The 22,495-nt window shown below is 62.1% G+C and carries 20 protein-coding genes; 6 read left to right on the top strand and 14 right to left on the bottom strand.

The genetic code is table 11. The features are described from left to right. Positions 1–14: 14 nt before the first annotated feature. Together EFR00_RS05020 and EFR00_RS05015 are read right to left on the bottom strand one after the other, a co-directional pair. On the bottom strand, positions 15–2,309 hold the full coding sequence (locus tag EFR00_RS05020) for a putative bifunctional diguanylate cyclase/phosphodiesterase (protein ID WP_077989218.1): 2,295 nt from the start codon (positions 2,307–2,309) through the stop codon (positions 15–17). 91 nt (positions 2,310–2,400) lie between these two features. After that, a complete protein-coding gene (locus EFR00_RS05015; RefSeq protein ID WP_010060721.1) occupies positions 2,401–2,958 on the bottom strand; it encodes an RBBP9/YdeN family alpha/beta hydrolase in 558 nt (185 codons plus the stop codon). A 173-nt stretch (positions 2,959–3,131) separates the two neighbouring features. Here EFR00_RS05015 and EFR00_RS05010 point away from each other — a divergent pair, with 173 nt between their 5' ends. The 3 genes from EFR00_RS05010 to EFR00_RS05000 all read left to right on the top strand — a co-directional run bounded on the left by EFR00_RS05010 (position 3,132) and on the right by EFR00_RS05000 (position 4,982). Then, entirely contained in the window at positions 3,132–3,935 is an 804-nt protein-coding gene (locus EFR00_RS05010) for a DUF2189 domain-containing protein (RefSeq protein ID WP_010060723.1), read from the top strand. Positions 3,936–4,038: 103 nt separating this feature from the next. Continuing rightward, positions 4,039–4,518, top strand: a complete 480-nt coding sequence (locus tag EFR00_RS05005) for a low affinity iron permease family protein (protein ID WP_077989217.1) — start codon at positions 4,039–4,041, stop codon at positions 4,516–4,518. Positions 4,519–4,571: 53 nt separating this feature from the next. Next, positions 4,572–4,982 (top strand): hypothetical protein, encoded by a 411-nt coding sequence (locus EFR00_RS05000; protein ID WP_009989950.1) that lies wholly within the window; start codon positions 4,572–4,574, stop codon positions 4,980–4,982. 62 nt (positions 4,983–5,044) lie between these two features. Here the strand turns inward: EFR00_RS05000 and purB are convergent, their stop codons facing one another. The 5 genes from purB to EFR00_RS04975 all read right to left on the bottom strand — a co-directional run bounded on the left by purB (position 5,045) and on the right by EFR00_RS04975 (position 9,526). Then, positions 5,045–6,352 (bottom strand): adenylosuccinate lyase, encoded by a 1,308-nt coding sequence (purB, locus tag EFR00_RS04995; RefSeq protein ID WP_077989216.1) that lies wholly within the window; start codon positions 6,350–6,352, stop codon positions 5,045–5,047. Between the two features lie 126 nt (positions 6,353–6,478). Continuing rightward, entirely contained in the window at positions 6,479–6,964 is a 486-nt protein-coding gene (locus EFR00_RS04990; RefSeq protein WP_038689201.1) for a hypothetical protein, read from the bottom strand. Positions 6,965–6,979: 15 nt separating this feature from the next. Continuing rightward, a complete protein-coding gene (locus EFR00_RS04985; protein WP_077989215.1) occupies positions 6,980–7,708 on the bottom strand; it encodes a DUF2259 domain-containing protein in 729 nt (242 codons plus the stop codon). Further along, entirely contained in the window at positions 7,705–8,382 is a 678-nt protein-coding gene (gene rpe, locus EFR00_RS04980) for a ribulose-phosphate 3-epimerase (protein WP_077989214.1), read from the bottom strand. The genes EFR00_RS04985 and rpe overlap by 4 nt, the downstream gene beginning before the upstream one ends. A 61-nt stretch (positions 8,383–8,443) precedes the next feature. Further along, on the bottom strand, positions 8,444–9,526 hold the full coding sequence (locus EFR00_RS04975) for an ABC transporter substrate-binding protein (protein ID WP_077989213.1): 1,083 nt from the start codon (positions 9,524–9,526) through the stop codon (positions 8,444–8,446). Between the two features lie 282 nt (positions 9,527–9,808). Between EFR00_RS04975 and EFR00_RS04970 the strand changes: the two genes are divergently transcribed. Both EFR00_RS04970 and EFR00_RS04965 read left to right on the top strand, forming a co-directional pair. Then, the gene (locus EFR00_RS04970; RefSeq protein ID WP_077989212.1) at positions 9,809–10,303 is read left to right on the top strand and encodes a flavin reductase; all 495 of its coding nucleotides are present in this window, start codon (positions 9,809–9,811) and stop codon (positions 10,301–10,303) included. A 31-nt stretch (positions 10,304–10,334) separates the two neighbouring features. Further along, positions 10,335–10,655: a TfoX/Sxy family protein gene (locus EFR00_RS04965; protein WP_038689192.1), complete on the top strand. Its 321-nt coding sequence runs from the start codon at positions 10,335–10,337 to the stop codon at positions 10,653–10,655. Here EFR00_RS04965 and EFR00_RS04960 read toward each other — a convergent pair. The 5 genes from EFR00_RS04960 to EFR00_RS04940 form a co-directional block, all read right to left on the bottom strand. Beyond that, on the bottom strand, positions 10,652–11,074 hold the full coding sequence (locus EFR00_RS04960) for an NUDIX domain-containing protein (protein ID WP_038689190.1): 423 nt from the start codon (positions 11,072–11,074) through the stop codon (positions 10,652–10,654). The two genes, EFR00_RS04965 and EFR00_RS04960, sit on opposite strands and share 4 nt — an antisense overlap. Before the next feature lie 7 nt (positions 11,075–11,081). Further along, a complete protein-coding gene (locus tag EFR00_RS04955) occupies positions 11,082–12,599 on the bottom strand; it encodes a DEAD/DEAH box helicase (RefSeq protein ID WP_038689188.1) in 1,518 nt (505 codons plus the stop codon). A gap of 157 nt (positions 12,600–12,756) precedes the next feature. Continuing rightward, on the bottom strand, positions 12,757–14,079 hold the full coding sequence (locus EFR00_RS04950; protein WP_009995306.1) for a M23 family metallopeptidase: 1,323 nt from the start codon (positions 14,077–14,079) through the stop codon (positions 12,757–12,759). Positions 14,080–14,184: 105 nt separating this feature from the next. Next, positions 14,185–15,012 (bottom strand): ferritin-like domain-containing protein, encoded by an 828-nt coding sequence (locus tag EFR00_RS04945; protein WP_038689184.1) that lies wholly within the window; start codon positions 15,010–15,012, stop codon positions 14,185–14,187. Further along, the gene (locus EFR00_RS04940) at positions 15,009–15,482 is read right to left on the bottom strand and encodes a peroxiredoxin (protein ID WP_009983859.1); all 474 of its coding nucleotides are present in this window, start codon (positions 15,480–15,482) and stop codon (positions 15,009–15,011) included. The genes EFR00_RS04945 and EFR00_RS04940 overlap by 4 nt, the downstream gene beginning before the upstream one ends. Positions 15,483–15,607: 125 nt before the next feature. Between EFR00_RS04940 and EFR00_RS04935 the strand changes: the two genes are divergently transcribed. Further along, positions 15,608–19,006, top strand: coding sequence for a YhdP family protein (locus tag EFR00_RS04935; protein ID WP_077989211.1), 3,399 nt, complete (start codon positions 15,608–15,610; stop codon positions 19,004–19,006). Between the two features lie 9 nt (positions 19,007–19,015). Here the strand turns inward: EFR00_RS04935 and EFR00_RS04930 are convergent, their stop codons facing one another. Both EFR00_RS04930 and tyrS read right to left on the bottom strand, forming a co-directional pair. Continuing rightward, on the bottom strand, positions 19,016–20,677 hold the full coding sequence (locus EFR00_RS04930; protein ID WP_077989210.1) for an alpha-amylase family protein: 1,662 nt from the start codon (positions 20,675–20,677) through the stop codon (positions 19,016–19,018). Positions 20,678–21,227: 550 nt separating this feature from the next. After that, complete coding sequence (gene tyrS, locus EFR00_RS04920; RefSeq protein WP_077989209.1) at positions 21,228–22,484, bottom strand: tyrosine--tRNA ligase; 1,257 nt, start codon at positions 22,482–22,484, stop codon at positions 21,228–21,230. Between the last annotated feature and the right edge of the window lie 11 nt (positions 22,485–22,495).

The raw sequence follows: 22,495 nt of genomic DNA, 5'->3' as shown, positions 1-22,495 counted from the left end.
CGCTTATACAGGTTTTATTTGGCGGCTCTTTCCGGCAGTGCGCGGCGAAGACGCGTCTGCAGGGCACGCGCAGTGGTCTGCCCCTGGCGCCAGCTTCCGGCACGGATGAAGGAGGGGATCTGCATCGCCGGCATCGGCCGGGCGAGGGCGTAGCCCTGCAGGGTGCCGCAGTCGAGTTCTTCGAGAATGCGGATGTGATCCGCCGTTTCGACGCCCTCGGCAATGACGCGGATGTTCAGCGAGCGGCCAATATCGATGATCGAGCCGACCAGCTTGCGCTGCTCGGCCGATTGCGGCAGCAGGCGGATCAGCTCGCGGTCGATCTTCAGCGTCGTCGGGCTCAGGCGCAGCAGGCTGACGATCGAGGCGTGGCCGGTGCCGAAATCGTCGATCTGGATGTCGATGCCGAGCTTGCGGAGCTTCTTGAGATTGGCCGCGACCAGCGCGTCGCAATCGTCCAGCGAGATCGATTCCAGCAGTTCGAAGGCGATGGCGCCGGGTTCTATCTTCAGGGCGCGGAGCTTTTTGCCGAGATCGGGATCGGCAAGCCGGCGGGCCGAAACGTTGACCGATACCTTCGGAATCGACAAGCCGTCCTTGATCCAGGCACGGCGGTCGGCCAGCGCACGCTCCAGGATCAGCGCGTCGATGGTCGAAACGACGTCGAGATCCTCGGCAATATCAAGAAAAAGGTTGGGCGTCATCAGCCCGCGCCGCGGATGCTGCCAGCGGGCCAGGGTTTCGATGCCCGTAACGTCGAGGGTTCGGGCATCGAACTGCAGCTGATAGAAGGGGATGAATTCACTGCGTTCGAGGCCGATCAGGATCTCGTCGGCGAGATGTTTGGCCAAGACGATGTCGCGGCGGTCGGAGGCGGAGAAGAATTCGAAGCGGTTGCGGCCGAGGCCCTTGGCGCGATAGAGCGCGATATCGGCATCGAGCAGCGTCTGCTTGGCGTCGAGCTTTGGACCGCTGTCGATGGCGATGCCGATGCTGGCGCCGAAACGGCAGTCGTGTCCCTCATATCTGACAGGTTTGCGCAATTCGCGGATCACGCGCTCGGCAAGGCCACCGATCTTCTTCGAGGCGGGATCGACGGTGCAGAGGATAACGAATTCATCGCCGCCGATGCGGGCGACGAAATCAGCGGCACGGACGGAGTTTCTCAGCACATTCGCCGCGTGCTGCAGCATGGCGTCCCCGGCCCGGTGGCCGAGCGTGTCGTTGATCTGCTTGAAACGGTCGAGATCGATGTGGAGGATCGCAAGCGCAAAGCTCTTGGCGCGGCATTCGGCCGAGCGCTCGTCCAGCATCTTGTCGAGATAGCGCCGGTTCGGAAGGCCGGTGAGGTAATCATGCAGCGCCAAGCGCTCGATGCTCTCCTTGGCGGCTTCGAGTTCGCGGTTGCGGGCCTCGGTCAGATCCTTGGCGCGCTGCAGCTCATTGCGCAGCGCGACGTCCTCGGTGACGTCCCAGTTGGCGCCGATGAGCTTGCGGTGGCCGTTGCCGTCGACGAAGAAGGCGGAGCGAGCGCGAATGATACGTTCGGCGCCGTCGCCGCGAATGATGCGATATTCCTGCTGGAAATCGCTGCCGCTTTCAACGCTGCGGCCGGCGAGGCCCAGTACGCGTTCGCGGTCGTCGGGATGCAGGCTTTTGGCCCAGGCGTCGGCCGCGATCTGATGCGGGGCGCCTTTCAGCCCGTAAATGGCAATGAGGCGATCGTCCCATTCGACCGTATCATTTTCGATATCGGCCTCGAAGACGCCGATATGGGAGATCTCCAGCGCCAGATCGAGCCGGCGCGACAAGCGCGACAGCGTCTCCTCGGCTTCCTTGCGGGCGGTGATATCGACATCCGTGCCGACGATTCGCGTCGGCACGCCGTTCTCGTCCCATTCCACGCAGGCGCCGCGGCAGTCGATCCAGACCCAGTGGCCGTCCCTGTGGCGCTCGCGGTATTGAAAGACCTGGTAATCCGGATCGCCGGCGTTCTGGCGCTCGATGGCATGGGCGACGAAATCGCGGTCGTCGGGATGGACGAGCTGCAGCCAGGCATTGTAATCGCCGGCGACCTCCTCGTCGGGGGCCATGCCTCGGATGGTTTTCCACGTGGGCGAGTAATATTTCCGGTCGAGGCGGTAGTTATGATCCCATACGCCAAGGCCGGAGCCGACCAGCGCATGGTTCCATCGGCTCTCCCGTTCCGCCAGCTCGGAACCGCCGGCTGCCCCGCCGACGCCGGCCTCAGCCGCTGTGGCATCGCCATGCGGGTTCTCGGCCTTTGGGTGGGCATTCTTCACGGGCATTCTCGCTTATTCATCTCGGGCGCAGTCTGCTGCCTTTCCATTAAGAAAGACTTAGAAAGCAATTGCTGAATTAACGAGAAGGCGGTTTTCCTCAAGCAGCGGAGAGACGGCTCAGGAACTGGGCGAAGACCATCGTGCCCTCGGGCCAGGGTCCGTGACCGGAATCGGCATTGATATGTCCCGCTTCACCGGCATCGACGAGAAAAGAGCCCCAGCTGCTGGCGATATCGTCGGCATGGTCGTAGCTGCCGAACGGGTCGTTGCGGCTCGCCACCGTGATCGACGGGAAGGGCAGCGGCTCGCGCGGGTAGGGGCCGAAGGTCATCAGATGCTTCGGGCGGATGTCGGGATTGGTGACATCGGGCGGGGCGACGAAGAAGGCGCCCGCCACCCGGTTGCGGAAAAGTGGGATGGCGTGGATCGCCGAGGGAACGCCGAGCGAATGGGCGACGAGAACGACGGGGCGGGTCGAGGCGTTCACCTCCTCGGCGATGCGAGCGATCCAGTCCTCGCGGACAGGCTTCGTCCATTCCGCCTGCTCGACGCGCCGCGCCGTGCTGAGCTTCGCTTCCCAGCGGCTTTGCCAGTGGCCGGGGCCGGAATTGGTGTAGCCGGGGATGATGAGGATATCTGCGTCTGAGGCTTTCATAGTGCCGCCGATGTGAGAAAGCCTGACGAAGATGTCAAGAGGCGGTCAAGGGAGAGAGCGACACGGGCATTGATATTTGTTATATTGCTCCAGTGCCGGTTGCGGATTTCGTATCGGCTTGCCCGCCGATGCGTGCCGCCGCCGATTAAGTCTCGGCTGAGGAGGAGAAAGCCATGGCGGCATTTCATGTCATGACCGGTGCCAGCGAAAGCTTGGCGCGGCCCGTCGTCAATCGCATTGGCATTGCTGACGTCTTCGACGCGTTAAAGCGCGGGCTCGACGATTTTAAGGAAAAACCTTCGCATTATGTGTTCTTGTGCCTGATGTATCCGATCGCCGGCATCTTCTTGACGCTATGGACCTCCGGCGCCAATCTTCTGCCGATGGTTTTCCCGCTGATGTCCGGTTTCGTGCTGATCGGCCCGATCGCGGCGATCGGCCTTTATGAGATCAGCCGCCGGCGCGAAGAAGGCCTGGATACGTCCTGGACGCATGCACTCGAAGTGCGCCATTCACCGGCACTGCCGTCGATCGTCGCGGTCGGGCTGATGCTTTTTGCCCTTTTCGTCGTCTGGCTGGTGACTGCGCAGACGCTTTACACCAATCTTCTCGGAGACGTGTTTCCGCGCACCATGGCGGATTTCACCCGCCAGGTCTTCGGTACGGCTGAAGGCCTGCAGCTGATCATCTGGGGCAATCTCATCGGCTTCGTCTTCGCGCTGGTGGTGCTGGCTATCTCCGTCATCACCTTTCCGCTGCTGCTCGACCGCGATGTCGGGGCCGTCGCCGCCGTCGTGACCTCGATCCGGGCCACGGTCGCCAATCCGGTGCCGGTGCTGCTGTGGGGTCTGATCGTCGCCGCACTCCTCGTCATCGGCACGATTCCGGTCTTTGCCGGGCTTGCGCTCGTCATGCCGATCCTCGGCCATGCGACCTGGCATCTCTACCGCAAGCTGGTTGCGCGGGAGATCGCCTAAACAGAGCCTTATTTCCCGGGGGTCGATTCCGATTTCCCCGGGAACCTCAAACCTGCCTCGGAGTTCTTAGCGTAGGCTTCGAGGGAGGATTTCAGAGGTGACGATGAAACATCTGTTCACCCGCTTCGCAACCAAGACATCGGAATGGGCGGGCAAGCCCGTCATCTTCATCCTGGCGCTGAGTGTCGTCATCATTTGGGCTTTGCTTGGGCCTTTCTTCGACTATTCGGAAACCTGGCAACTGATCATCAATACCGGCACGACGATCATCACCTTCCTGATGGTCTTCGTGCTGCAGAACGCCCAGACGCGCGACACGCGGGCGATCCAGGCCAAGCTCAACGAAATCATCCTGACGAGCCACGCCGAAAACCGCTTCATCGGCATCGAAAACCTCGACGAGGATGAGTTGAAGCATCTCGACCGACTTGTCGCCAAGGCTGCCAAGGGCAGGGGCGAGACGGAGGCGTGCAGGACGACGGATGCCGCAGAAACCGTTACGCCGAAAAAGACCGAGGCGCGCAAACGCCCTGGGAGTGCCAAAGCCTCGAAGATGAAACAACGGCCGCTTGAGAAAAGCTGAATTCTTCATTACGCTTTGTACGCATATCAGGTCTAATCTATTTTTTCGGGAAAATGCGCGATTCCTTTCTCAGAGAGCCGCAGGTCGAGTTGTTTTTTCAGGCCTATCTCATAGGACTGCTATTGGGCCATTTGCCATTTTTATCTGGTGACCTGGGCCTTGGTTTGCTGTTAGCGAAGTTTTTTTATTCGCTGCCAATCGTTTTTGTATTGTTCGTCTTTTATCGCATTAAATTTGTCTCAATAAATTCGCGACCATTTTTATGGGGGTTCATCATCTTTATTGCGACTTTAGTCTTGGTTGTCGTGATATTCTTTTCGCTGCGAGGCGGCGTTGATGATTTCACACGGAATGATCTGGCATTGCTGGAAATCCTCTTGATGGTGTCTGCGCCTTCTCTCCTTGTTACATGCATCTACTTCCCGGTCGCGATCAGCCTGCGGCTGAGGCGGAGCGTCGGATAACCAAGTAGGAAATATATCGACAAGCGGCGTCATAGGGCGCCGCTTGCCTCATGGAAGATCCCTCAGGAGTTCCCAAACACCCGCCGGAAAATCGTATCCACGTGCTTGGTGTGGTACCCAAGATCGAACTTTTCGCGAATATCCTCCTCGGACAGCGCAGCGCGAACCTCCGCATCCGCCAGTAGCTCTTCCAAAAAGTCCTTGCCCTGTTCCCAGACCTTCATGGCGTTGCGCTGCACCAGGCGGTAGGCGTCCTCGCGGGAGGTGCCGGCCTGGGTCAGCGCCAGGAGGACGCGCTGGGAGTGGACGAGACCGCGGAACTTGTTGAGGTTCTTCTCCATGTTCTCCGGATAGACCAAGAGCTTTTCGATGACGCCGGCGAGGCGGGAGAGGGCGAAGTCGAGGGTGACGGTGGCGTCGGGGCCGATCATGCGCTCGACCGAGGAGTGCGAGATATCGCGCTCGTGCCAGAGGGCGACGTTTTCCATGGCCGGCATGGCGTAGGAGCGGACCATCCGGGCGAGGCCGGTGAGGTTTTCGGTGAGAACCGGGTTGCGCTTGTGGGGCATGGCCGAGGAGCCCTTCTGGCCAGGCGAGAAATATTCCTCGGCTTCCAGAACCTCGGTGCGCTGCAGGTGGCGGATCTCGGTAGCGAGCCGCTCGATCGAGGAGGCGACGACGCCGAGGGTGGCGAAATACATGGCGTGGCGGTCGCGCGGAATCACCTGGGTCGAGACCGGCTCGGCCTTCAGGCCGAGGGCCTCGGCGACATGTTCTTCGACGCGCGGATCGATATTGGCGAAGGTGCCGACGGCGCCCGAGATGGCGCAGGTCGCGACTTCTTCGCGGGCGGCGACGAGACGCTGGCGGCAGCGCTCGAATTCGGCATAGGCGAGCGCCAGCTTGACGCCGAAGGTTGTGGGCTCGGCGTGGATACCGTGCGAGCGGCCGATGGTGACGGTGTCCTTGTGTTCGAAGGCGCGGGTTTTCAGTGCCGCGAGCAAACGGTCGAGATCGGCAATCAGAATATCGGTGGCGCGCACCAGCTGGACGTTGAAGCAGGTGTCGAGCACGTCGGACGAGGTCATGCCCTGATGGACGAAGCGTGCATCGGGGCCGACGATCTCGGCAAGATGGGTCAGGAAAGCGATGACGTCATGTTTGGTGACAGCCTCGATCTCGTCGATCCGGGCGACATCGAAGGTGGCAGCGCCGCCTTTTTCCCAGATGGTCTTTGCCGCCGATTTCGGGATGACGCCGAGTTCGGCCAGCGCGTCGCAGGCATGCGCCTCGATCTCGAACCAGATGCGGAACTTGGTTTCGGGAGACCAGATGGCGACCATTTCGGGCCGGGAGTAACGCGGGATCATGGGCGGCTGCCTTCACTTCAAGAGGTTTGAGCGTCGAAGTTCTGTTTTCACGCAATTCCTGGGAAAGCCGCCTAGCGTCTTTGCTGAATTGCTTCAGCGCCCCTGTAGCAAAGACGGGCGGCAATCTCAACGCATGCGTTTGGCAAGATAGTAGCTGCTGACGACGAGGCAGACGAGACCGAGCGGCAGGAAAAGGCGCAGGCCGATCACCAGGAACTGATAGACGGCGCTGATGCTGGTGAAGATGAACTGGAAGACCCAGATGCCGCTTCCGAAGGGCGCGTGCCAGCGCGAATAGAAGATCCGATATTCCATCGCGAAGAGGAAGGCAGTCATCGCGATCGTGGCAGCGATCAGCGTGACGAAAAAGGCGGCGAAACGCGCCTCCGGCGGCTTGCCATAGGCAAGGAAGCGGGCGGCCGGCAAAGCGAAGGGCCAGGCGAGCAGGCCACCGAGGAAATAGAGCGTGGCGACTTCGGCAAGCCGGCTCGTCTCCAGGCCGTTGCGCAGATAGAGACCCAGCATGGCGGAGACGAGCATCTGCACGGCCCAAAGCAAGGCGCCGAGGATCAGATGGGAGTAGGGCGGCCATGCCGCCCTGAGGCGCTTCATGTCGGGAAACCAGCCTCAGGGATGAACCGGAACGGCGATCCAGCGGCCGTTCCTTTGCGCATCGAAGGCGAGGACCAGGGCGATATGAACCTGGTTTGCGGCTTCCGGCTGATAGACGACGGCGCCGCCGATCCTGTATTCGACCGAACATGCGCGCTCGGCCGGAACCGTTTGCACTTGGCGCGCTGCCTGCCGGTTCGGAGCGCCTTCCTTCTCGATCATCTGCAGGCTGAAGCCGAGGACCCGCTTGGCGATCGCCGCGCAGTCCTTCGGCACCGCTATCGGCAACTCGCCGAGCGAAAGCGTATAGGGCGATTTCGGCGGGCCGTCGGTCGCAAGCGTGGTGTAACGCAGCGTCTTTGCGGGAGAGCCGAGTTCGGTCGGCGGATTGAAGGCGGCAATCAGGCCGGGGTTGGTCAGAAGATCGTATTTGTCCATCTGGCGGCGCGCCGCTGTGAGATTCTGCCGCCGCGCCTTGGAAAGATTGGCGTCCTGGTCGGTCAGCTCGGTGCGGAAGGGCGTGCCCTCGAGATACTGGCCCTTATCGGTATCGATGAAATATGTGTTGGAATAGGGGACATTGCTGCCCTCCTTGATGCCGAACTCCTGGAAAGCGAAGACCTTGCCGTCGGCGGAAAAGCCGATCGGCTGGATGCTGGCAATGTCGCCGGCAAGTGACAGACCGGGCAAGCCGGCGAGTGCGGCGACGAGCAGGCTACCGGCGATGAAAAGCTGCTTCTTCATGCGCGTGCCCCCTCGGCTGCCTGTCGCAGCTCGGCAACCGTCCGGCGATAATCCTCGACCGTGTCGCCCTTGAAAATCGCCGAGCCCGCGACGAGGACGTTGCCGCCGGCCTGTGCGATTGCCGCCGCCGTCTCCACCGTGACGCCGCCATCGACTTCAAGTTCGATCGGCCGGTCACCGATCAGCGACTTTGCCGCCGCGATCTTGGCGGCCATCGCCGGAATGAACTTCTGTCCGCCGAAGCCGGGATTGACCGACATGATGAGGATGAGGTCGACATCGTCGAGCACGTTCTCGATGGCACTCAGCGGGGTTGCCGGATTGACCGTCACCCCGACCTTCTTGCCGAGATTACGGACGGTCTGCAGCGACCGGTGCAGATGCGGCCCGGATTCGGCATGGACGGTGATGCGGTCGCAGCCGGCCTTGGCGAAGGCTTCGAGATAGTCGTCGACCGGCGAGATCATCAAGTGGCAGTCGAAGGTGGTGTCGGTATAGGCGCGCAGCGACTTGATGACATCGGGGCCGAAGGAGATATTCGGCACGAAATGCCCATCCATCACGTCGAGGTGGATCCAGTCGGCCCCGGCCGCGGTGACATTGCGTACTTCCTCGCCGAGCCTGGCGAAATCCGCCGCGAGGATCGAGGGGGCAATGCGAATGGGCAGCGTCATCAAGTCTTACTCCGTATGGGCGCCAGCCGAGCACGGCGCCGGAATCAAGGCTGGCCGCCGCTCATTGCGTCGGCGCAGCCGGTGGAAAAAAGCCGTTGCCGCGCCATTCGAGCAGGCGGTACGGGTTTTGCGACAGTTCATGCGTGCCGGTGAAGGCGACGGCACCGACCGGGGTCTGGAAAGTCGTGCCGAGCAGCGTCTCCTGGAGGGGCTTGCCGGCCGCAGCCGCGGCTTCGGCTGCCTGGCCGGCAATGAATGCCGCCGCCAGCGACGGCAGGACATAACCTTCCGGCTCGATCCCTTTGGCGCGCAACGCTTCGGCCGCCCCCGCGGCTTCCGGCAGAACGGCATATTCGGGCAGGGCGACGGCGCGCACGCCGGGCCCGAGCGGCAGCGGTTGATCGGCGGCGCGCATGGCGTCGCCGCCGAGGATGGAGAGCGGGATGTTCTCGGCTTCCGCGTCGCGGGCGATGACGGCGATGTCGTTGCGGTCGCCGCCGACGAAGACCCTGGTGGCCCCGGCCCGTTTCAGGCGGCGGACAAGAGCGATCTGCTGCTCCTGCCCCGGGCGATAGGTATCGGTGAAGACCGGCTTCAGGCCGTTCTGTTCCAGCGCATTGCGCACCGCTTCCGTCAGTTCGCGGCCGTGAATGGTGCCGTCCTCGATCAGGGCGATCGGATCGGCTGCCCAGTTCTTCAAGATCACTTCGTTGATCTTTGCCGCCTCGGCGCCATCGGCGGGCGCCATGCGGAAGAGCGGCCAGCCGTTTTTCAGCGCATCCTCCATCAGAATGCGGGAGCGCACGGAGACGGTGATCGCCGGAATGCCGGCATCCTTCAACTTCGGCAGGGCGCCTTCCAGCGTGTCGCTGCAGAGAAAGCCGACGGCGATCTGCACCTTGGCCGCGACAAGCGCATCGCCGACTGCCGCGCCGCTATTGTCCTCACAGGGCTCGTTGACGGCGACGAGCGTATTGCCGGACTGCTGGATCTCGAAACCGGCGCCGGCGGCAATCTGGGCGCCGAGCAGGGCGAGCGGGCCATTCTGGGGCGCGACGACGCCAATCGTCACGCCGGCCGCATGGCCTTGCGCCGCCGCTCCCAGCAGCATCAGAACGGCTGCTATGCCACGCAGGTTGATCATGAAAGGCGGAGATCCCTAGCCATCGTCCATGCCCTTTTATCCGCAAGGCCGCGATCGTCAAAGAAAAACAAGCGTAACTCCATGCTTTTCAGCGGTCCTATTGTAGAAAAGGTAACCCATGCTCGCCATATTGGCGCGATGGAAAGTCGAACTGCAGCGCAGCGCGTCCTTTCGGTGACGCAAAGGACGCTGCAGCACTTTGAATAGCCGCGTAATTTGGTCCTCAAGTCGATTCCGATTTATGGATGTATGCAGTCGGCAGAAAAGCGTACGGAGAAGCAGGTGTTGAACAGGCAGCATATCGACCCCGGCCTTTATCGGGATGCCATGAGCCGTTATGCCGGCCATGTGCAACTCGTGACGACGGTGATGGAAGGCATGCGCCGGGGCGTCACCATCACAGCCGCCTGCTCGGTCTCGGATAATCCGGCCTCGGTGCTGATCTGCCTCAACAACACCAATCCGAAGAACGAGATTTTTTTCCGCAGCGGCATCTTCGTGCTGAATACGCTCGGCGCTCACCACCAGGGCGTCGCCGACGCTTTCTCCGGACGCACGTCGCTTGCCGATGACGAACGCTTCGCCAGCACCCGTTTCGAAACGCTCGTCACCGGCGCGCCGGTCCTTGCCGATGCGCTTGCCGCCTTCGATTGCCGGGTGACCGACATCAAGGAAATGCCGACGCATAACGTCATCTTCGGCGAAGTCGCGGCCGTCCGCTTCAGCGAGAAGCACCCGGCGCTTATTTACATGAACCGGGATTATCACACGCTGTGATCCGTCTGGCAGGGAATTCGAGGGACTGAGAATGGACAATGCCGGGATCGAGGAAATGTTTCAGGGGCTCGGCCCTGTCACGATCAAGCGCATGTTCGGCGGCAAAGGCATTTATCACCTCGGGCGCATCGTTGCAGTCGAAGTGCGCGACGAGATGCTGCTGAAGGCCGACGAAACAAGCGCCCCGGAATTTGCCGCCGCCGGCGCCACGCAATGGGCCTATGAGGGCAAGAAGGGCAAGCCGGTGAAGATGCCCTACTGGTCGATTCCCGAAGAGGCCTACGACGATCCCGACCTGATGGCGAAATGGGTCAGGCTGGCCTATGAGGCAGCGCTTCGCGCCGAGGGCTAAGCGCGTTCCTTGGCGGGCAGGGCCGATATTGCCGCCCTGGTGAAGGCGGACAGCGGTTCAGGCAAACCATTCAGCGGAAACCAGCCGAAATCCGAAAGCTTGTCCGGTTCGGTCAATTGCGGCTCGCCTTCGACGTCGCGGGCGAGATAGAGGATGGAAATCCAGTGCTGGCGGTCAGCGTCGATGATCTGCTCGGTCACGCCGATGCGTTCGATCCGGCCGATCGTCAGGCCGGTTTCCTCTTCCGCCTCGCGGCGAGCAGCCTCTTCAGCCGGCTCCATGTGATCAACCTTGCCGCCGACGATGTTCCAGTAGCCGGCTTCAGGTGGATTCAGACGTTTGTAGAGGAGGATCTGGTCGTCTCGCAGGATCACCAGACCGACGCCGAGGCCCGGGAAGTCAAGGCCGGGCCTGCCCATTGGATGTTCAGACCTTGGCGCTGCCGGCGATCAGCATGAAGGCGGGGATGTCGTCGCCGAATCCGACCGGAGTCGGGCCGTCGTCGTGATCGCGATGACGGCGGCGGTCTCGGCTGTCGTCATTTGCCGGGTAGGGCCGATTGTTGCGCGCGTTGTTTTGCGGCTTCTGCTCTGCTTTGCGCTCGTTCTTCAAGACTTCGGCCCTTGCTGGTGCTGCTTCGATCACTTGGACGTCATTATCCTGTATGTCGTTATCAGATTTATGACTCGCGGCGCCGCGATTGCCGCGTCCGCGCCCACGATCCCTCTCGCCCCGCTCACCCTTGTCGCCGCGCTCGCGTCCATTGCGGCGCGGACGCTCGCTGTCCTTGCCTTCTTCGGCCGGTGGCAGCGCGTTCAGGTCACCGTTCAGCCATTCGATCTTTTCACCGATCAGCTTCTCGATCGCATCGACGAATTTGGTGTCGCGCTTGGTGACCAGCGTGAAGGCAGCACCCGAGCGGCCGGCACGGCCGGTGCGGCCGATGCGGTGGACGTAATCCTCGGAGTGGATCGGCACGTCGAAATTGAAGACGTGGCTGACATCGGGAATGTCGAGGCCGCGGGCGGCGACGTCGGAGGCGACGAGCAGCTGGAGATTGCCGTCACGGAAGCTCTGCAGCATCATTGTCCGGGAGCGCTGATCCATGTCGCCATGCAGGGCGCCGACGGAGAAGCCGTGGCGCTCCAGCGAACGGAAGAGATCGGCGACGTCCTTCTTGCGGTTGCAGAAGATGATGGCGTTCTTCAGTTCGGTTTGCGCACGGACGAGTTCGCGCAGGACCGCGCGCTTCTCGTAGTCCTTGCTGTGCGAGGCGACGAAGCGCTGCGTCACCGTCTTGGCGGCCGATGCCGGCTTGGCCACCTCGATGCGCTCCGGATTCTGCAGGAAGCGGTCGGCGAGCTTCTGGATCTCAGGCGGCATGGTCGCCGAGAAGAACAGCGTCTGACGGGTGAAGGGGATCAGCTTGGCGATGCGCTCGATATCGGGGATGAAGCCCATGTCGAGCATGCGGTCGGCTTCGTCGATTACGAGGATCTCGACGCCGCTCATCAAGAGCTTGCCGCGCTCGAAATGGTCGAGCAGGCGGCCAGGCGTGCAGATCAGCACATCGGCGCCGCGCTCAAGCTTGCGGTCCTGGTCTTCGAAGGACACGCCGCCGATCAGCAGGGCGACGTTCAAACGATGGTTCTTGCCATACTTCTCGAAATTCTCGGCGACCTGGGCAGCAAGTTCGCGGGTCGGCTCGAGGATCAGCGTGCGGGGCATGCGCGCGCGGGCGCGGCCCTTTTCCAATAGCGACAGCATCGGCAGCACGAAGGATGCGGTCTTGCCGGTTCCGGTCTGCGCAATGCCGCAAATGTCGCGGCGTTCGAGCGCAAAGGGAATGGCCCCCGCCTGAATAGGCGTGGGGATCGTATAGCCCGCGTCGGTAACAGCGGATAACACTTTTTGGCTCAAGCCAAGGTCAGCGAATGTCGTCAAAGGGAAAACTGTTTCCGTTCCGGTTCGGCCGAGCTCTGAACGAGTCGGCGGGATTGCATGCCGCAATGCAGCGCGACATAGCCCCGAATGGCCGGCAAGTCAAGAAATAGAGAGGCGGCACGCCGTGCAGAGTGAAGCGATGGTTACCTGATGGCTGTTACTTGATATAGCTGGCGAGTTTAACGCCGGCATTCATGAAATATACTGGATCGACCGCCTGGCCGTTCTGGCGCACTTCATAGTGCAGATGGGTGCCGGTCGAGCGGCCGGTGCTGCCGGCAAGGCCGATGACATTGTTGCGGCCGACCGTGTCGCCGACCTTGACGAGAACCTGTGACATATGGCCGTAGCGCGTCGAGATGCCGTTGCCGTGGTCGACCTCGACCATATTGCCGTAGCCGCCCGTCCAGCCGGCAGCGATGACCTTTCCGGGCGCCGTCGGGCGGATCCTCTCGCCCGGCGAGAAGCGGAAGTCGATGCCGGAATGGAGCGCCAGGCGGCCAAGGAACGGGTCGCGGCGGTTGCCGAAGGGGCTGGTGACTTCCTTGCCGATGGCGGGATTGCGGAAGGGCAGGGACTCGGCGGTGCTGCGCACGGCCTCCAGCCGGGTCAGCGCGCCGTCGAGGGCAGCCAGCGAATTGTTGAAGTCGTCGTTGCTCTCGGGTTCCAGATAGGGGCCGCCGATGGCGCTCTCCTCCTCCTGCCTGGCGGCGGCCGTCTCCTCAGGCACAGGAATCTTGAAGCGGGTCAGCACGGTCTCGATGGCGCTGGCGGCGTGGCCGGCGTCGCTCGTCAGTTGCTCGACGCGGTTGCGCTGGTCCTGCTCGACATCCTTCAGCGACAGCGTCACCTTGGAGAAGATCCGGTCGGCGCGGTCGCCGACCGTCTCGGCGGACGGCACATAGGCAAGCGTCGAATTATCGGGCGTCGCGTCGGCGGGCGCGCCGCTCGCCAGCTGTCTCTCGATCGCCTCGATGCCGCCGGTGAGTGAAGCGCGCTTGTCCTTGATATCGGGGGCAAAGGACTGGACGGGTGATGACGGCGCGGGCAGGGCGCCGTTCTTTTCCGTCAGGCCGGAACTTTCGGCGCGGTCGAGCAGATTGTCGAGCTTGCCGTGTCGAGAGGTCAGCGCCATCTGCTGCTCCATCAGCTTGTCGACCTTGTCCTCGACCACCTGCTGGTCGAGAAGCTGGCGGGAGGTGATGCGGTCGACCTGGGCGCGAAGGGCGGCGATGCGGTCCTCGTAGTCGTGCTGCATGCGGGCCTGGCGCGCCATGGTGGCGCCGATCAGGTCGTCGCGCAGCACGAGGTAGGAGGTCGCCAGGAGATAGCCGATCGAGAACACGCCGACGAAGCAGAAGGCAAGCGCCGCCATCCATGGCCGGACCGTCATGTGGCGCACCTTGTCGCCGCTTGCCAGGATGAGGATGTGTTCCTGCGCCCGCCTGCCGAATACCCGGTGCTGATGTCCGCTGTTCACGCAGGCTCTCCCGATGATGCTCTACGCCTCTTTCGGAAAATTAGACACGGTTATGGTTAATGAATGCTTTCCTTCTCGCCATCCGTGTCGAAAATGCGCGTCGTTTCAGGCGTGGCTGATCGACGCCAGCGAGCGGTAGAAGGATGGCGTCAATCCGGCTTCGGCCCGGGCGAGATCGTTGAAGGGTGGCTTCAGCGGCCCGCGGAAATTGGCGCGCACCAGCTCCTGGAAGGCTTTTGCCGGATCGCGCTTCTCGCGGGCGCAGAGGAAACGGAACCATTTGGCGCCGACGGCGACGTGGCCTTTCTCGTCGTTGTAGATGACATCGAGAACGGCGGCACTTTCGAGATCGCCGGTCTCGCGCATCTTCGCCTGCAGCGACGGCGTGACGTCAAGGCCGCGGGCTTCGAGAATCAGCGGCACGACGGCGAGCCTTGCCGTCAGGTCGTTGCGCGTCGAATGGGCCGCCTGCCACAACCCATCATGGGCGGGAAGATCTCCGTAATCGGCGCCGAGATCGTTGAGGCGGGCGCGCACCATGCGGAAATGTTTCGCTTCCTCGAAGGCGACCTGCATCCAGCCGTCGAAAAAGGAGTTCGGCACCTGTTCGGTCGCGAACCGCGCGACGATATCGAGCGCCAGGTCGACGGCGTTGAGTTCGATATGGGCGATGGCATGCAGCAGGGCGATCCGGCCTTTGAGGGTGTGCAGCGACCGTTTCTCCACCTGGGTCGGCGGCGTCAGCACCGGTTTGTCAGGACGGCCGGGCCTTTCCGGCAGGGCGTCGTCGAGCGGGGAGCGCAGCGACACCCGGCGGGCGAACCAGCGGGTGGCGCTTTCCTGCGCCAGGGCCGTCTTGCGGTCGAGATCGGCCGAGCGGATGGCGTCGACGGCGCCGCCGCGCAGCGAACTTATCGCGAAATCATTGCTCACGCGGCCAGATTCCTGACGGCCTCGAGCACGGTTTCGGCATGGCCCTGCACCTTCACCTTCTGCCAGATTGTGGCGATCGTACCATCCTGACGGATGAGAAAAGTGGTGCGCTCGACGCCCATGAAATTGCGGCCGTACATGCTCTTTTCCTTCCAGACGCCATAGGCCTGCAGCGTCGTCTTTTCTTCGTCCGAGGCGAGCGCCACCGAAAGCCGGTGTTTCCTGATGAACTTGTCATGGCAGGCGGCCGAATCGGGCGACATGCCGATCACGGCAGCACCGGCTGCTTCGAACTCCGGCGCCAGCGCCGTGAAGGCCAGCGATTCGGCGGTGCAGCCTGTGGTGTCGTCCTTCGGATAGAAGAACAAAACCAGCGGCTTGCCATGAAAATCGGAAAGCGAGATACGGCCGCCTCCGTCGCGGGGGAGATTGAAATCGGGGGCCAGGGCACCGATGCCGGGAACCGCCATTGGGAAAACCTTTCTTTTGCCGGGTTTGTGGATGACACTGTCTCTCCCCGAATTATATAGTGGACGGAAACCCGTCCAGCATGGCCGGGTTCAATTCTTTCGATTTAGGGAGAGCCCGAAGGCGCATGTCAGCCATCCGCGGCGAAAAGGTCACGTTTCGCAAGAAGGATATCGTTGCGCTGGACCGCTTGCCGTCCGCCCAGACCGAGGATCCGATCATTGTTCATTGCCCGCCGCCGCGTTCGCCGATGCGGCGCACGGCGAAGGTGACCTTGGGATTTCTGGGACTGATTCTCCTGATCCTCGGCGCCATCGTCTTCACCGTCGAGAGCGGCATGTTCGACAAGCCGCTGTCGCAGCAGGCGCAGGCGGCGCTGAACGGTGTAGCCGGACCGCGCTACCGCGCCGAGGTCGGCTCCACCGTCATCCGCTTCACCTCTGACTTCCGGCTGGCGCTGGAAGCGCGCAACGTCAATATGATCGACCAACAGAGCGGCCAGCACTTGTCGACGACGGGTTCGGTGCGGCTCGGGCTCGATCCGCTGCAGCTTTTCCGCGGCCGTATCGCCGTGGCCGATATCGAAGCGGAGGATATCGCCCTCGACACCGCGCTTCTGCCCTCCGGCAATCCCGTCAAGCTCGACGATTTGCGCATCGACGCCATGCCGGCGGCGATGGAGAGGATCTTCTCGCAGCTCGACATGTTCGACAGCATCGTGACACGCGGCTCGACCAATTCCGTGCGCATCTCGGGGATCGACATCAAATTCGCCGATACCGCAAACGGCCCCTTGTCGCTCGTCGTCGACAATCTCGTCTTTGCGCATGCCGGGCCATCCTCGCTGCAATTGAGGGGTGAGGTTGCGCTCAACGGCGAGGTGGCGGAGCTCGACGTTCTGGCCGAGAAGGAAGGCGGCCAGGTGTCCATGGTGATGGCGACGCTCAAGCACGCCGACCTCACGCCCTTCGCGCTGAAACGCAACGATCAGGGCGTAATACGGCAGGGGCTCAGCGCCTTCGTCGACTTGACGGTGTCGGCGACCAGGCAACGCGAGGGCGTGCAGCCGGCGCTTGCCGCAACGGTCGATATCGATCCCGGCCTGATTTATGCGGATGGCGATCCGCAGGAGCTGTCGGGCGGGCAGATCAACCTCGCCTATGATTTCGCCAAGCAGACACTCGAGATCGCCAAGTCGAACGCCCGGTTCGGCGCGACCACGGTTCCCATCAACGGCGCGCTGATCGATCTCGACAAGCTCGACCCGCAGGCCGGCAAGGGCTTCGGCATCGACCTGCTTGTCAGCGGCGGTACCGCCGCGCCTGGCGGCTCCGGCGAACAGCCGCTCTCCTTCGATATTCAGGCGACCGGGCGTTATATGGTCGCCGGCCGGGAATTCCTGTTCCCCAACATGACTGTTTCCAGCCCGCTCGGCGCGCTTTACGGGGCGTTGCACGTCAGGCTCGGCGATAAGTCGCCGGAAATCAGCTTTGCCGGGCAGTCCAGAGAGCTGCAGACGACGGCGATCAAGCAACTCTGGCCGTTCTGGATGGCGCCCAAGGTGCGCACATGGGTGCATGGCAATCTCTTCGGCGGCACCGTCACCGACGCCGCCATATCCGTCTTTATTCCGTTCGGACGGCTTGACGAGGCAGCCGGCGGCAAGGGATTGAAGCTCGACGCCAACCAGATCCGCATCGGCTTCGACATTGCCGGCGCGCGGATGAACGTGGCCGGCGACATTCCGCCGGTGCGCGATACGGCGGCGCACTTCGATCTGACCGGCCCGGTTGCCACGATTTCGATCAAGAGCGGCACCTCCTATTTCCCCTCCGGCCGGTCCGTCGGTCTCGGGCAGGGAACCTTCGTCATACCTTCCGCCTACGACAAACCGCTGATGGCCGATATCGATCTTGCAGTCTCCGGTGCAGCGGACGCAGTCGGCGAGCTCCTGACCTACAAACCGATCCGGGTGCTGCAGCGCGCCGGCTTTACGCCCGACGATTTCAAGGGACATATCGACGCGAATGTGAAGGCGCATTTCGGCCTGTTGTCGTCGCAGAACCCGCCGCCGGCCGAGTGGAAGGCTGCCATGAAGCTCGTCAACGTCGATCTGGCCAAGCCGTTTTCCGGCCGCACGATCAGCAATGTCAGCGGCATGCTGAATGGCGATCCGAAGCAGATCACGCTCGATGCCAAGGGCGAGATCGACGGCATTCCCGCCGATATCGATCTGACCGAGCCGGTCGAAGCGTCGTCTGGCGTGGAGCGGCAGCGCGTGATCACGGCGACGCTCTCGGATGATCAGCGCAGCAAGGTGATGCCCGGGCTTTCCGATATCGTCAGGGGTAACCTGAAGATGGTGCTGACACGGATAGACGACGACCGGCAAGACGTTCAGCTCGACCTCACCAAATCGATGCTCGACCTGCCTTGGATCGGCTGGTCGAAAGGCAGCGGCATTGCCGCATCCGCGGAATTCGAGATGTCCGGTCCGCCCGAAAATACTCAGATCAAGAATTTCCGGCTGAAGGGTGACGGTTTCGGCGCCACTGGATCGCTGAACGTCGGCAAGACGGGCCTGATCTCCGCGGATTTCGACAGCGTCAGGCTCTCCTCGCTCGACGATTTCGCCCTGTCGGTGAAGCGCAGCAAGGGCAATTTCGACGTCTCCGTTTCAGGAACCAGCGCCGATGCGCGGCCGGTCATCGCGCGATTGAAATCGGGCTCGGGCGACGACGAGGGCGGCGATTCCGACAACACCGGCGTGTCGGTGCGCGCCAGGCTGAAAAACGTCGTCGGTTTCAACGACGAAAAGGTCGGCAATTTCCAGGCGCAGGTGTCACTGCGCGGCGACAAGCTGCAGGCCTTGAATTTTTCCGGCATCACCGACAGCGGCGAGGCCGTTGTCAGCCAGATGAAGGATGGCGGCGTCATCAACATCACCAGCGGTGATGCGGGCGCGGTTTCGCGCTTCGCCGATCTCTACCAGCACATGCAGGGCGGCCTGCTCAATCTGGCGATCCGCTTGGGTGCGCAGGGCGGCTGGGACGGCTCGCTCGATGTGCGCCGTTTCTCGATCGTCAACGAACAGCGCCTGCGTTCGATCGTCTCCACGCCCGTCGGAAACGAGCAGCGCAGCCTCAACGAGGCCGTCAAACGCGACATCGACACTTCGTCGCAACGCTTCCAGCGCGCTTTTGCCCGCATCGTTTCGCGCGGTGGCATGATCGGTATCGAGAACGGGGTGCTGCGCGGCGACCAGATCGGCGCGACGTTCCAGGGCGTGGTGCGCGACCGCAAGGGCAATATGGATATGACCGGCACATTCATGCCGGCCTACGGCCTCAATCGCCTGTTCGCCGAACTGCCGCTGATCGGCGTCATCCTCGGCAACGGCAGCGATCGCGGCCTGATCGGCATCACCTTCAAGCTCACCGGCAAGTTCGACCAGCCGAACCTGCAGATCAATCCGCTGTCGATCATCGCGCCGGGCGTCTTCCGGCAGATCTTCGAATTCCAGTGAGACAGGGCTCTAAATGTCCTTCCGCCTGAGGAGATAGTCGAGACCGCCGACGCGATACCAGCGATAGCCATAGGCATCGAGCATGACCTTATGGCACCCTTTGTCGTCCGCCTCGCTGCTCGCACCCTCGGCAATATCAATCAACTTTCGCCCCTGTTCACCGACATCGGGATCGAAGCTTATTTCCGACGGGTGCGGATGCAGGTTGTGCAGGATCAGCACCGAATTGCCGCGCCAGTCATACCGCAGCGCCAGTACGCCGTCGTCGCCTGTGTCGACCGCCGAGAAATCGCCCCAACCGATTTCGGGAGCCTCCTTGCGCATTCGGATCATTCGCTCGGTCCAGTTCAGGAGCGAGTTCGGGTCGCGCCGCTGGACGGCGACGTTGATATGTTCGAAGCCGTAGGGGCCGTCCTTGATGACCGGCGTAATGGGTTTTTGGCTTTTGGTGAAGCCGCCTTCCGGCTCCGTCGACCATTGCATCGGGGTGCGCGCGCAATTGCGCTCCGGCAGACACAAATCATCGCCCATGCCGATTTCATCGCCGTAGCGGATGACTGGAGTTCCGGGCAGCGAGAATAGCAGGCTGTAGGCCATCTCGATCCTGCGCCGGTCGCCGCCAAGCATGGGCGCCAGGCGACGACGAATGCCTCTGTCATAAAGCTGCATGTCCCTCTCGGGTCCGAACGCGGCAAATACTGCGTTGCGCTGCTTATCCGTCAGACGACCGAGATCCAATTCATCGTGGTTGCGAAGAAACAGCCCCCATTGGGCAGTTGCCGGGCGCGGCTTGGTGGCCTCCATCGCCTTCTTCAGCGGGCGGGTATCGGCCGTCGCGAGTGCATAGAACAGCGTCTGGTTGACCTGGAAATTGAACATCATCTGCATGCGGTCGCCATCGTCGCCGAAATATTCGAAATTATCCTTCGGCAGGATGTTGGCCTCCGCCAGCACGATGGAGTCGCCGAGGCGCCATTGCAGGAACTCGCGAAACTTCCGCAGCATGTCGAACTGCTCGACCGGCTTGGCGACCTCGGCACCTTTCGTCGCGATGATGAAAGGGGCGGCATCCATCCGGAAGCCCGAGACGCCGAGCTGGATCCAGAAGCCCATGATCTTGAGGATCTCCGCCTGGACCTCTAGGTTGGAGGTGTTGAGATCGGGCTGGTGATCGTAGAAGCGGTGGAAATAATAGGCCTTGGCTTTTTCGTCATAGGTCCAGGTGGTCTTCTGGACGCCAGGGAAAACCATGCCCTGATCCGCATTCGCAGGCTTTTTGTCCGACCAGACGTACCATTCACGATAGCGCGAATTCGGATCGCTTCTGGCGTCCTGAAACCAGGGATGATCCTTCGAGGTGTGATTGATCACCAGATCGATCAGCACCCGGATGCCGCGCTGCTTGGCGCCGTGGGTGAATTCGACGAAATCGCCGAGCGAACCGTAGCGCCGGTCGACATTGTAATAGTCGGAGACGTCGTAACCGTCGTCACGACCGGGAGACGCCTGAAACGGCATCAGCCAGATCGCTGTCACGCCGAGGCCGGAGAGATAGTCGAGACGGCGCATCAGTCCCTGAAAATCGCCGACGCCGTCACCGTTCGCATCCATGAAGGTCTCGACGGACAGGCAGTAGATGACGGCGTTTTTGTACCAGAGGTCATTGATCATGCCGGCGCTCCAAATCCATCTGGTCGCAAATCCCGCCGGACGGAAAAGGTTCCGGAAGGGTGGTGAGGGTTCACGGCTGGTGCGCAACCGCGACCGACAAATTCGTGATCGACGCTTGAGCATTTTAGCAAGTTCTGATGTAAAATAGGGTTCGGCCGGAAATCGACGGCCGGCGGAGAATGCCATGCTGTGTGCTCGGACAATCTCTTTCGCATTTGCCGCCGTGATCGCGATCACGTCTGGCCACCAGTTTTCCTATGCCTCAGAGAAGGGAGCGCGACTGAGGCCGGCGCCCGTCCGCTCCGACCATATCCTCATGGTTCCCCTCGACGCGACGGTCACCCCGCCGGTCTTCTCAATCAGCTGGTGGTCACGCGTGCCGCCCGCTACAGACGTCAATCCGCCACCCTATTTCTTTCAAGCGGTCGAACGAACGGATGCGATATCTCGGTCCGGGGTTGAGTGATCTTCTGACTCGCCACGGCTTCAGCGAAACGAAAACGGCCGGCTCAATCGCCGGCCGTTGTCTCTGTTTTATTCAAGCCGCCGCTTACGCCGCGCGGCGGATCAGGATGTGCTTCTTCTTGCCGAGCGACAGCTTGATGACGCCGTCGGCGGTGATTTCGTCGCTGCCGATCAGGCGGCGTTCGTCGCTGACCGCCTCGTCGTTGATGCGCACCGCGCCGCCCTGGACGTGGCGGCGGGCCTCGCCGTTGGAGCCGGCAAGGCCGGCGCGGACCATCAGCGACAGCAGGCCGATGCCGCCGTCGAGTTCGATGGCCGGGATCTCGACGGAAGGCAGGTTTTCGGAGAGCCCGCCTTCCTCGAAGGTCTTGCGCGCCGTCTCCGCAGCCTGTTCGGCTGCCGGACGGCCGTGCAGGATCGCGGTGACTTCGGTTGCCAGGATCTTTTTGACTTCATTCAACTCCGACCCGCCGATTGCCGAAAGCCGTGCGATTTCATCCATCGGCAGGGTGGTGAAGAGTTTGAGGAAGCGCGGCACATCGGCGTCCTCGGTGTTGCGCCAATATTGCCAGAAGTCATAGACGGGAAGCAGGTCGGCGTTCAGCCAGACCGCGCCGGAGGCCGACTTGCCCATCTTGGCGCCGGACGAGGTGGTCAGCAGCGGCGAGGTCAGCGCATAGAGCTGCGGCGTCCCCATGCGGTGACCGAGATCGATGCCGTTGACGATATTGCCCCACTGATCCGAACCGCCCATCTGCAGACGGCAATCGTAGCGCTTGGCCAGTTCGACGAAATCATAAGCCTGGAGGATCATGTAGTTGAATTCCAGGAAAGACAGCGACTGTTCGCGGTCAAGGCGCGTCTTCACGCTGTCGAAGGACAGCATGCGGTTGACCGAGAAATGGCGGCCGACATCGCGCAGGAATTCGAGGTAATTCAACGAGCGCAGCCATTCGGCGTTGTTGATCATCAGCGCGGCGTTTCCGGGCTTGTCGTAATCAAGATAGTTCGAGAAGCAGCTCTTGATCGAGGCGATATTCTGCTCGATCGTCTCGATCGTCATCAGCTTGCGCGCTTCCTCCTTGAAGGAGGGATCGCCGACCATGCCCGTGCCGCCGCCCATCAGCGAAATCGGCCGGTGGCCCGTCGCTTGCAGCCAGTGCAGCATCATGATCTGCGTGAGATGGCCGACATGGAGGCTGGATGCGGTCGGGTCGTAGCCGATATAGGCCGTCACGGTTTCCTTGGCGAACAGGTCGTCGAGGCCGCGCTCATCAGAGATCTGATGAATGAAGCCGCGCTCTTTCAGCGTACGGAGGAAATCGGACTTGAACTCGGACATGGCTTTCGTCT

Origin of the sequence: Rhizobium sophoriradicis, assembly GCF_003939025.1 — a bacterium.
GTDB lineage: Bacteria > Pseudomonadota > Alphaproteobacteria > Rhizobiales > Rhizobiaceae > Rhizobium > Rhizobium sophoriradicis.
The sequence above is the reverse complement of the archived record's forward strand: the minus strand, read 5'-3'. Positions and strand labels throughout refer to the sequence as shown.

What these genes read in the sequence shown, in the direction of transcription:
- EFR00_RS05020 (WP_077989218.1), bottom strand. Translation starts at nt 2,309, where the DNA reads ATGCCCGTGAAGAATGCCCACCCAAAGGCCGAGAACCCGCATGGCGAT.
- EFR00_RS04960 (WP_038689190.1), bottom strand. Translation starts at nt 11,074, where the DNA reads ATGGGCAGGCCCGGCCTTGACTTCCCGGGCCTCGGCGTCGGTCTGGTG.
- purB (WP_077989216.1), bottom strand. Translation starts at nt 6,352, where the DNA reads ATGATCCCGCGTTACTCCCGGCCCGAAATGGTCGCCATCTGGTCTCCC.
- tyrS (WP_077989209.1), bottom strand. Translation starts at nt 22,484, where the DNA reads ATGTCCGAGTTCAAGTCCGATTTCCTCCGTACGCTGAAAGAGCGCGGC.
- EFR00_RS04935 (WP_077989211.1), top strand. Translation starts at nt 15,608, where the DNA reads ATGTCAGCCATCCGCGGCGAAAAGGTCACGTTTCGCAAGAAGGATATC.
- EFR00_RS05005 (WP_077989217.1), top strand. Translation starts at nt 4,039, where the DNA reads ATGAAACATCTGTTCACCCGCTTCGCAACCAAGACATCGGAATGGGCG.
- EFR00_RS04930 (WP_077989210.1), bottom strand. Translation starts at nt 20,677, where the DNA reads ATGATCAATGACCTCTGGTACAAAAACGCCGTCATCTACTGCCTGTCC.
- EFR00_RS04940 (WP_009983859.1), bottom strand. Translation starts at nt 15,482, where the DNA reads ATGGCGGTTCCCGGCATCGGTGCCCTGGCCCCCGATTTCAATCTCCCC.
- EFR00_RS05000 (WP_009989950.1), top strand. Translation starts at nt 4,572, where the DNA reads ATGCGCGATTCCTTTCTCAGAGAGCCGCAGGTCGAGTTGTTTTTTCAG.
- EFR00_RS04985 (WP_077989215.1), bottom strand. Translation starts at nt 7,708, where the DNA reads ATGAAGAAGCAGCTTTTCATCGCCGGTAGCCTGCTCGTCGCCGCACTC.
- EFR00_RS04990 (WP_038689201.1), bottom strand. Translation starts at nt 6,964, where the DNA reads ATGAAGCGCCTCAGGGCGGCATGGCCGCCCTACTCCCATCTGATCCTC.
- EFR00_RS05010 (WP_010060723.1), top strand. Translation starts at nt 3,132, where the DNA reads ATGGCGGCATTTCATGTCATGACCGGTGCCAGCGAAAGCTTGGCGCGG.
- EFR00_RS05015 (WP_010060721.1), bottom strand. Translation starts at nt 2,958, where the DNA reads ATGAAAGCCTCAGACGCAGATATCCTCATCATCCCCGGCTACACCAAT.
- rpe (WP_077989214.1), bottom strand. Translation starts at nt 8,382, where the DNA reads ATGACGCTGCCCATTCGCATTGCCCCCTCGATCCTCGCGGCGGATTTC.
- EFR00_RS04965 (WP_038689192.1), top strand. Translation starts at nt 10,335, where the DNA reads ATGGACAATGCCGGGATCGAGGAAATGTTTCAGGGGCTCGGCCCTGTC.
- EFR00_RS04975 (WP_077989213.1), bottom strand. Translation starts at nt 9,526, where the DNA reads ATGATCAACCTGCGTGGCATAGCAGCCGTTCTGATGCTGCTGGGAGCG.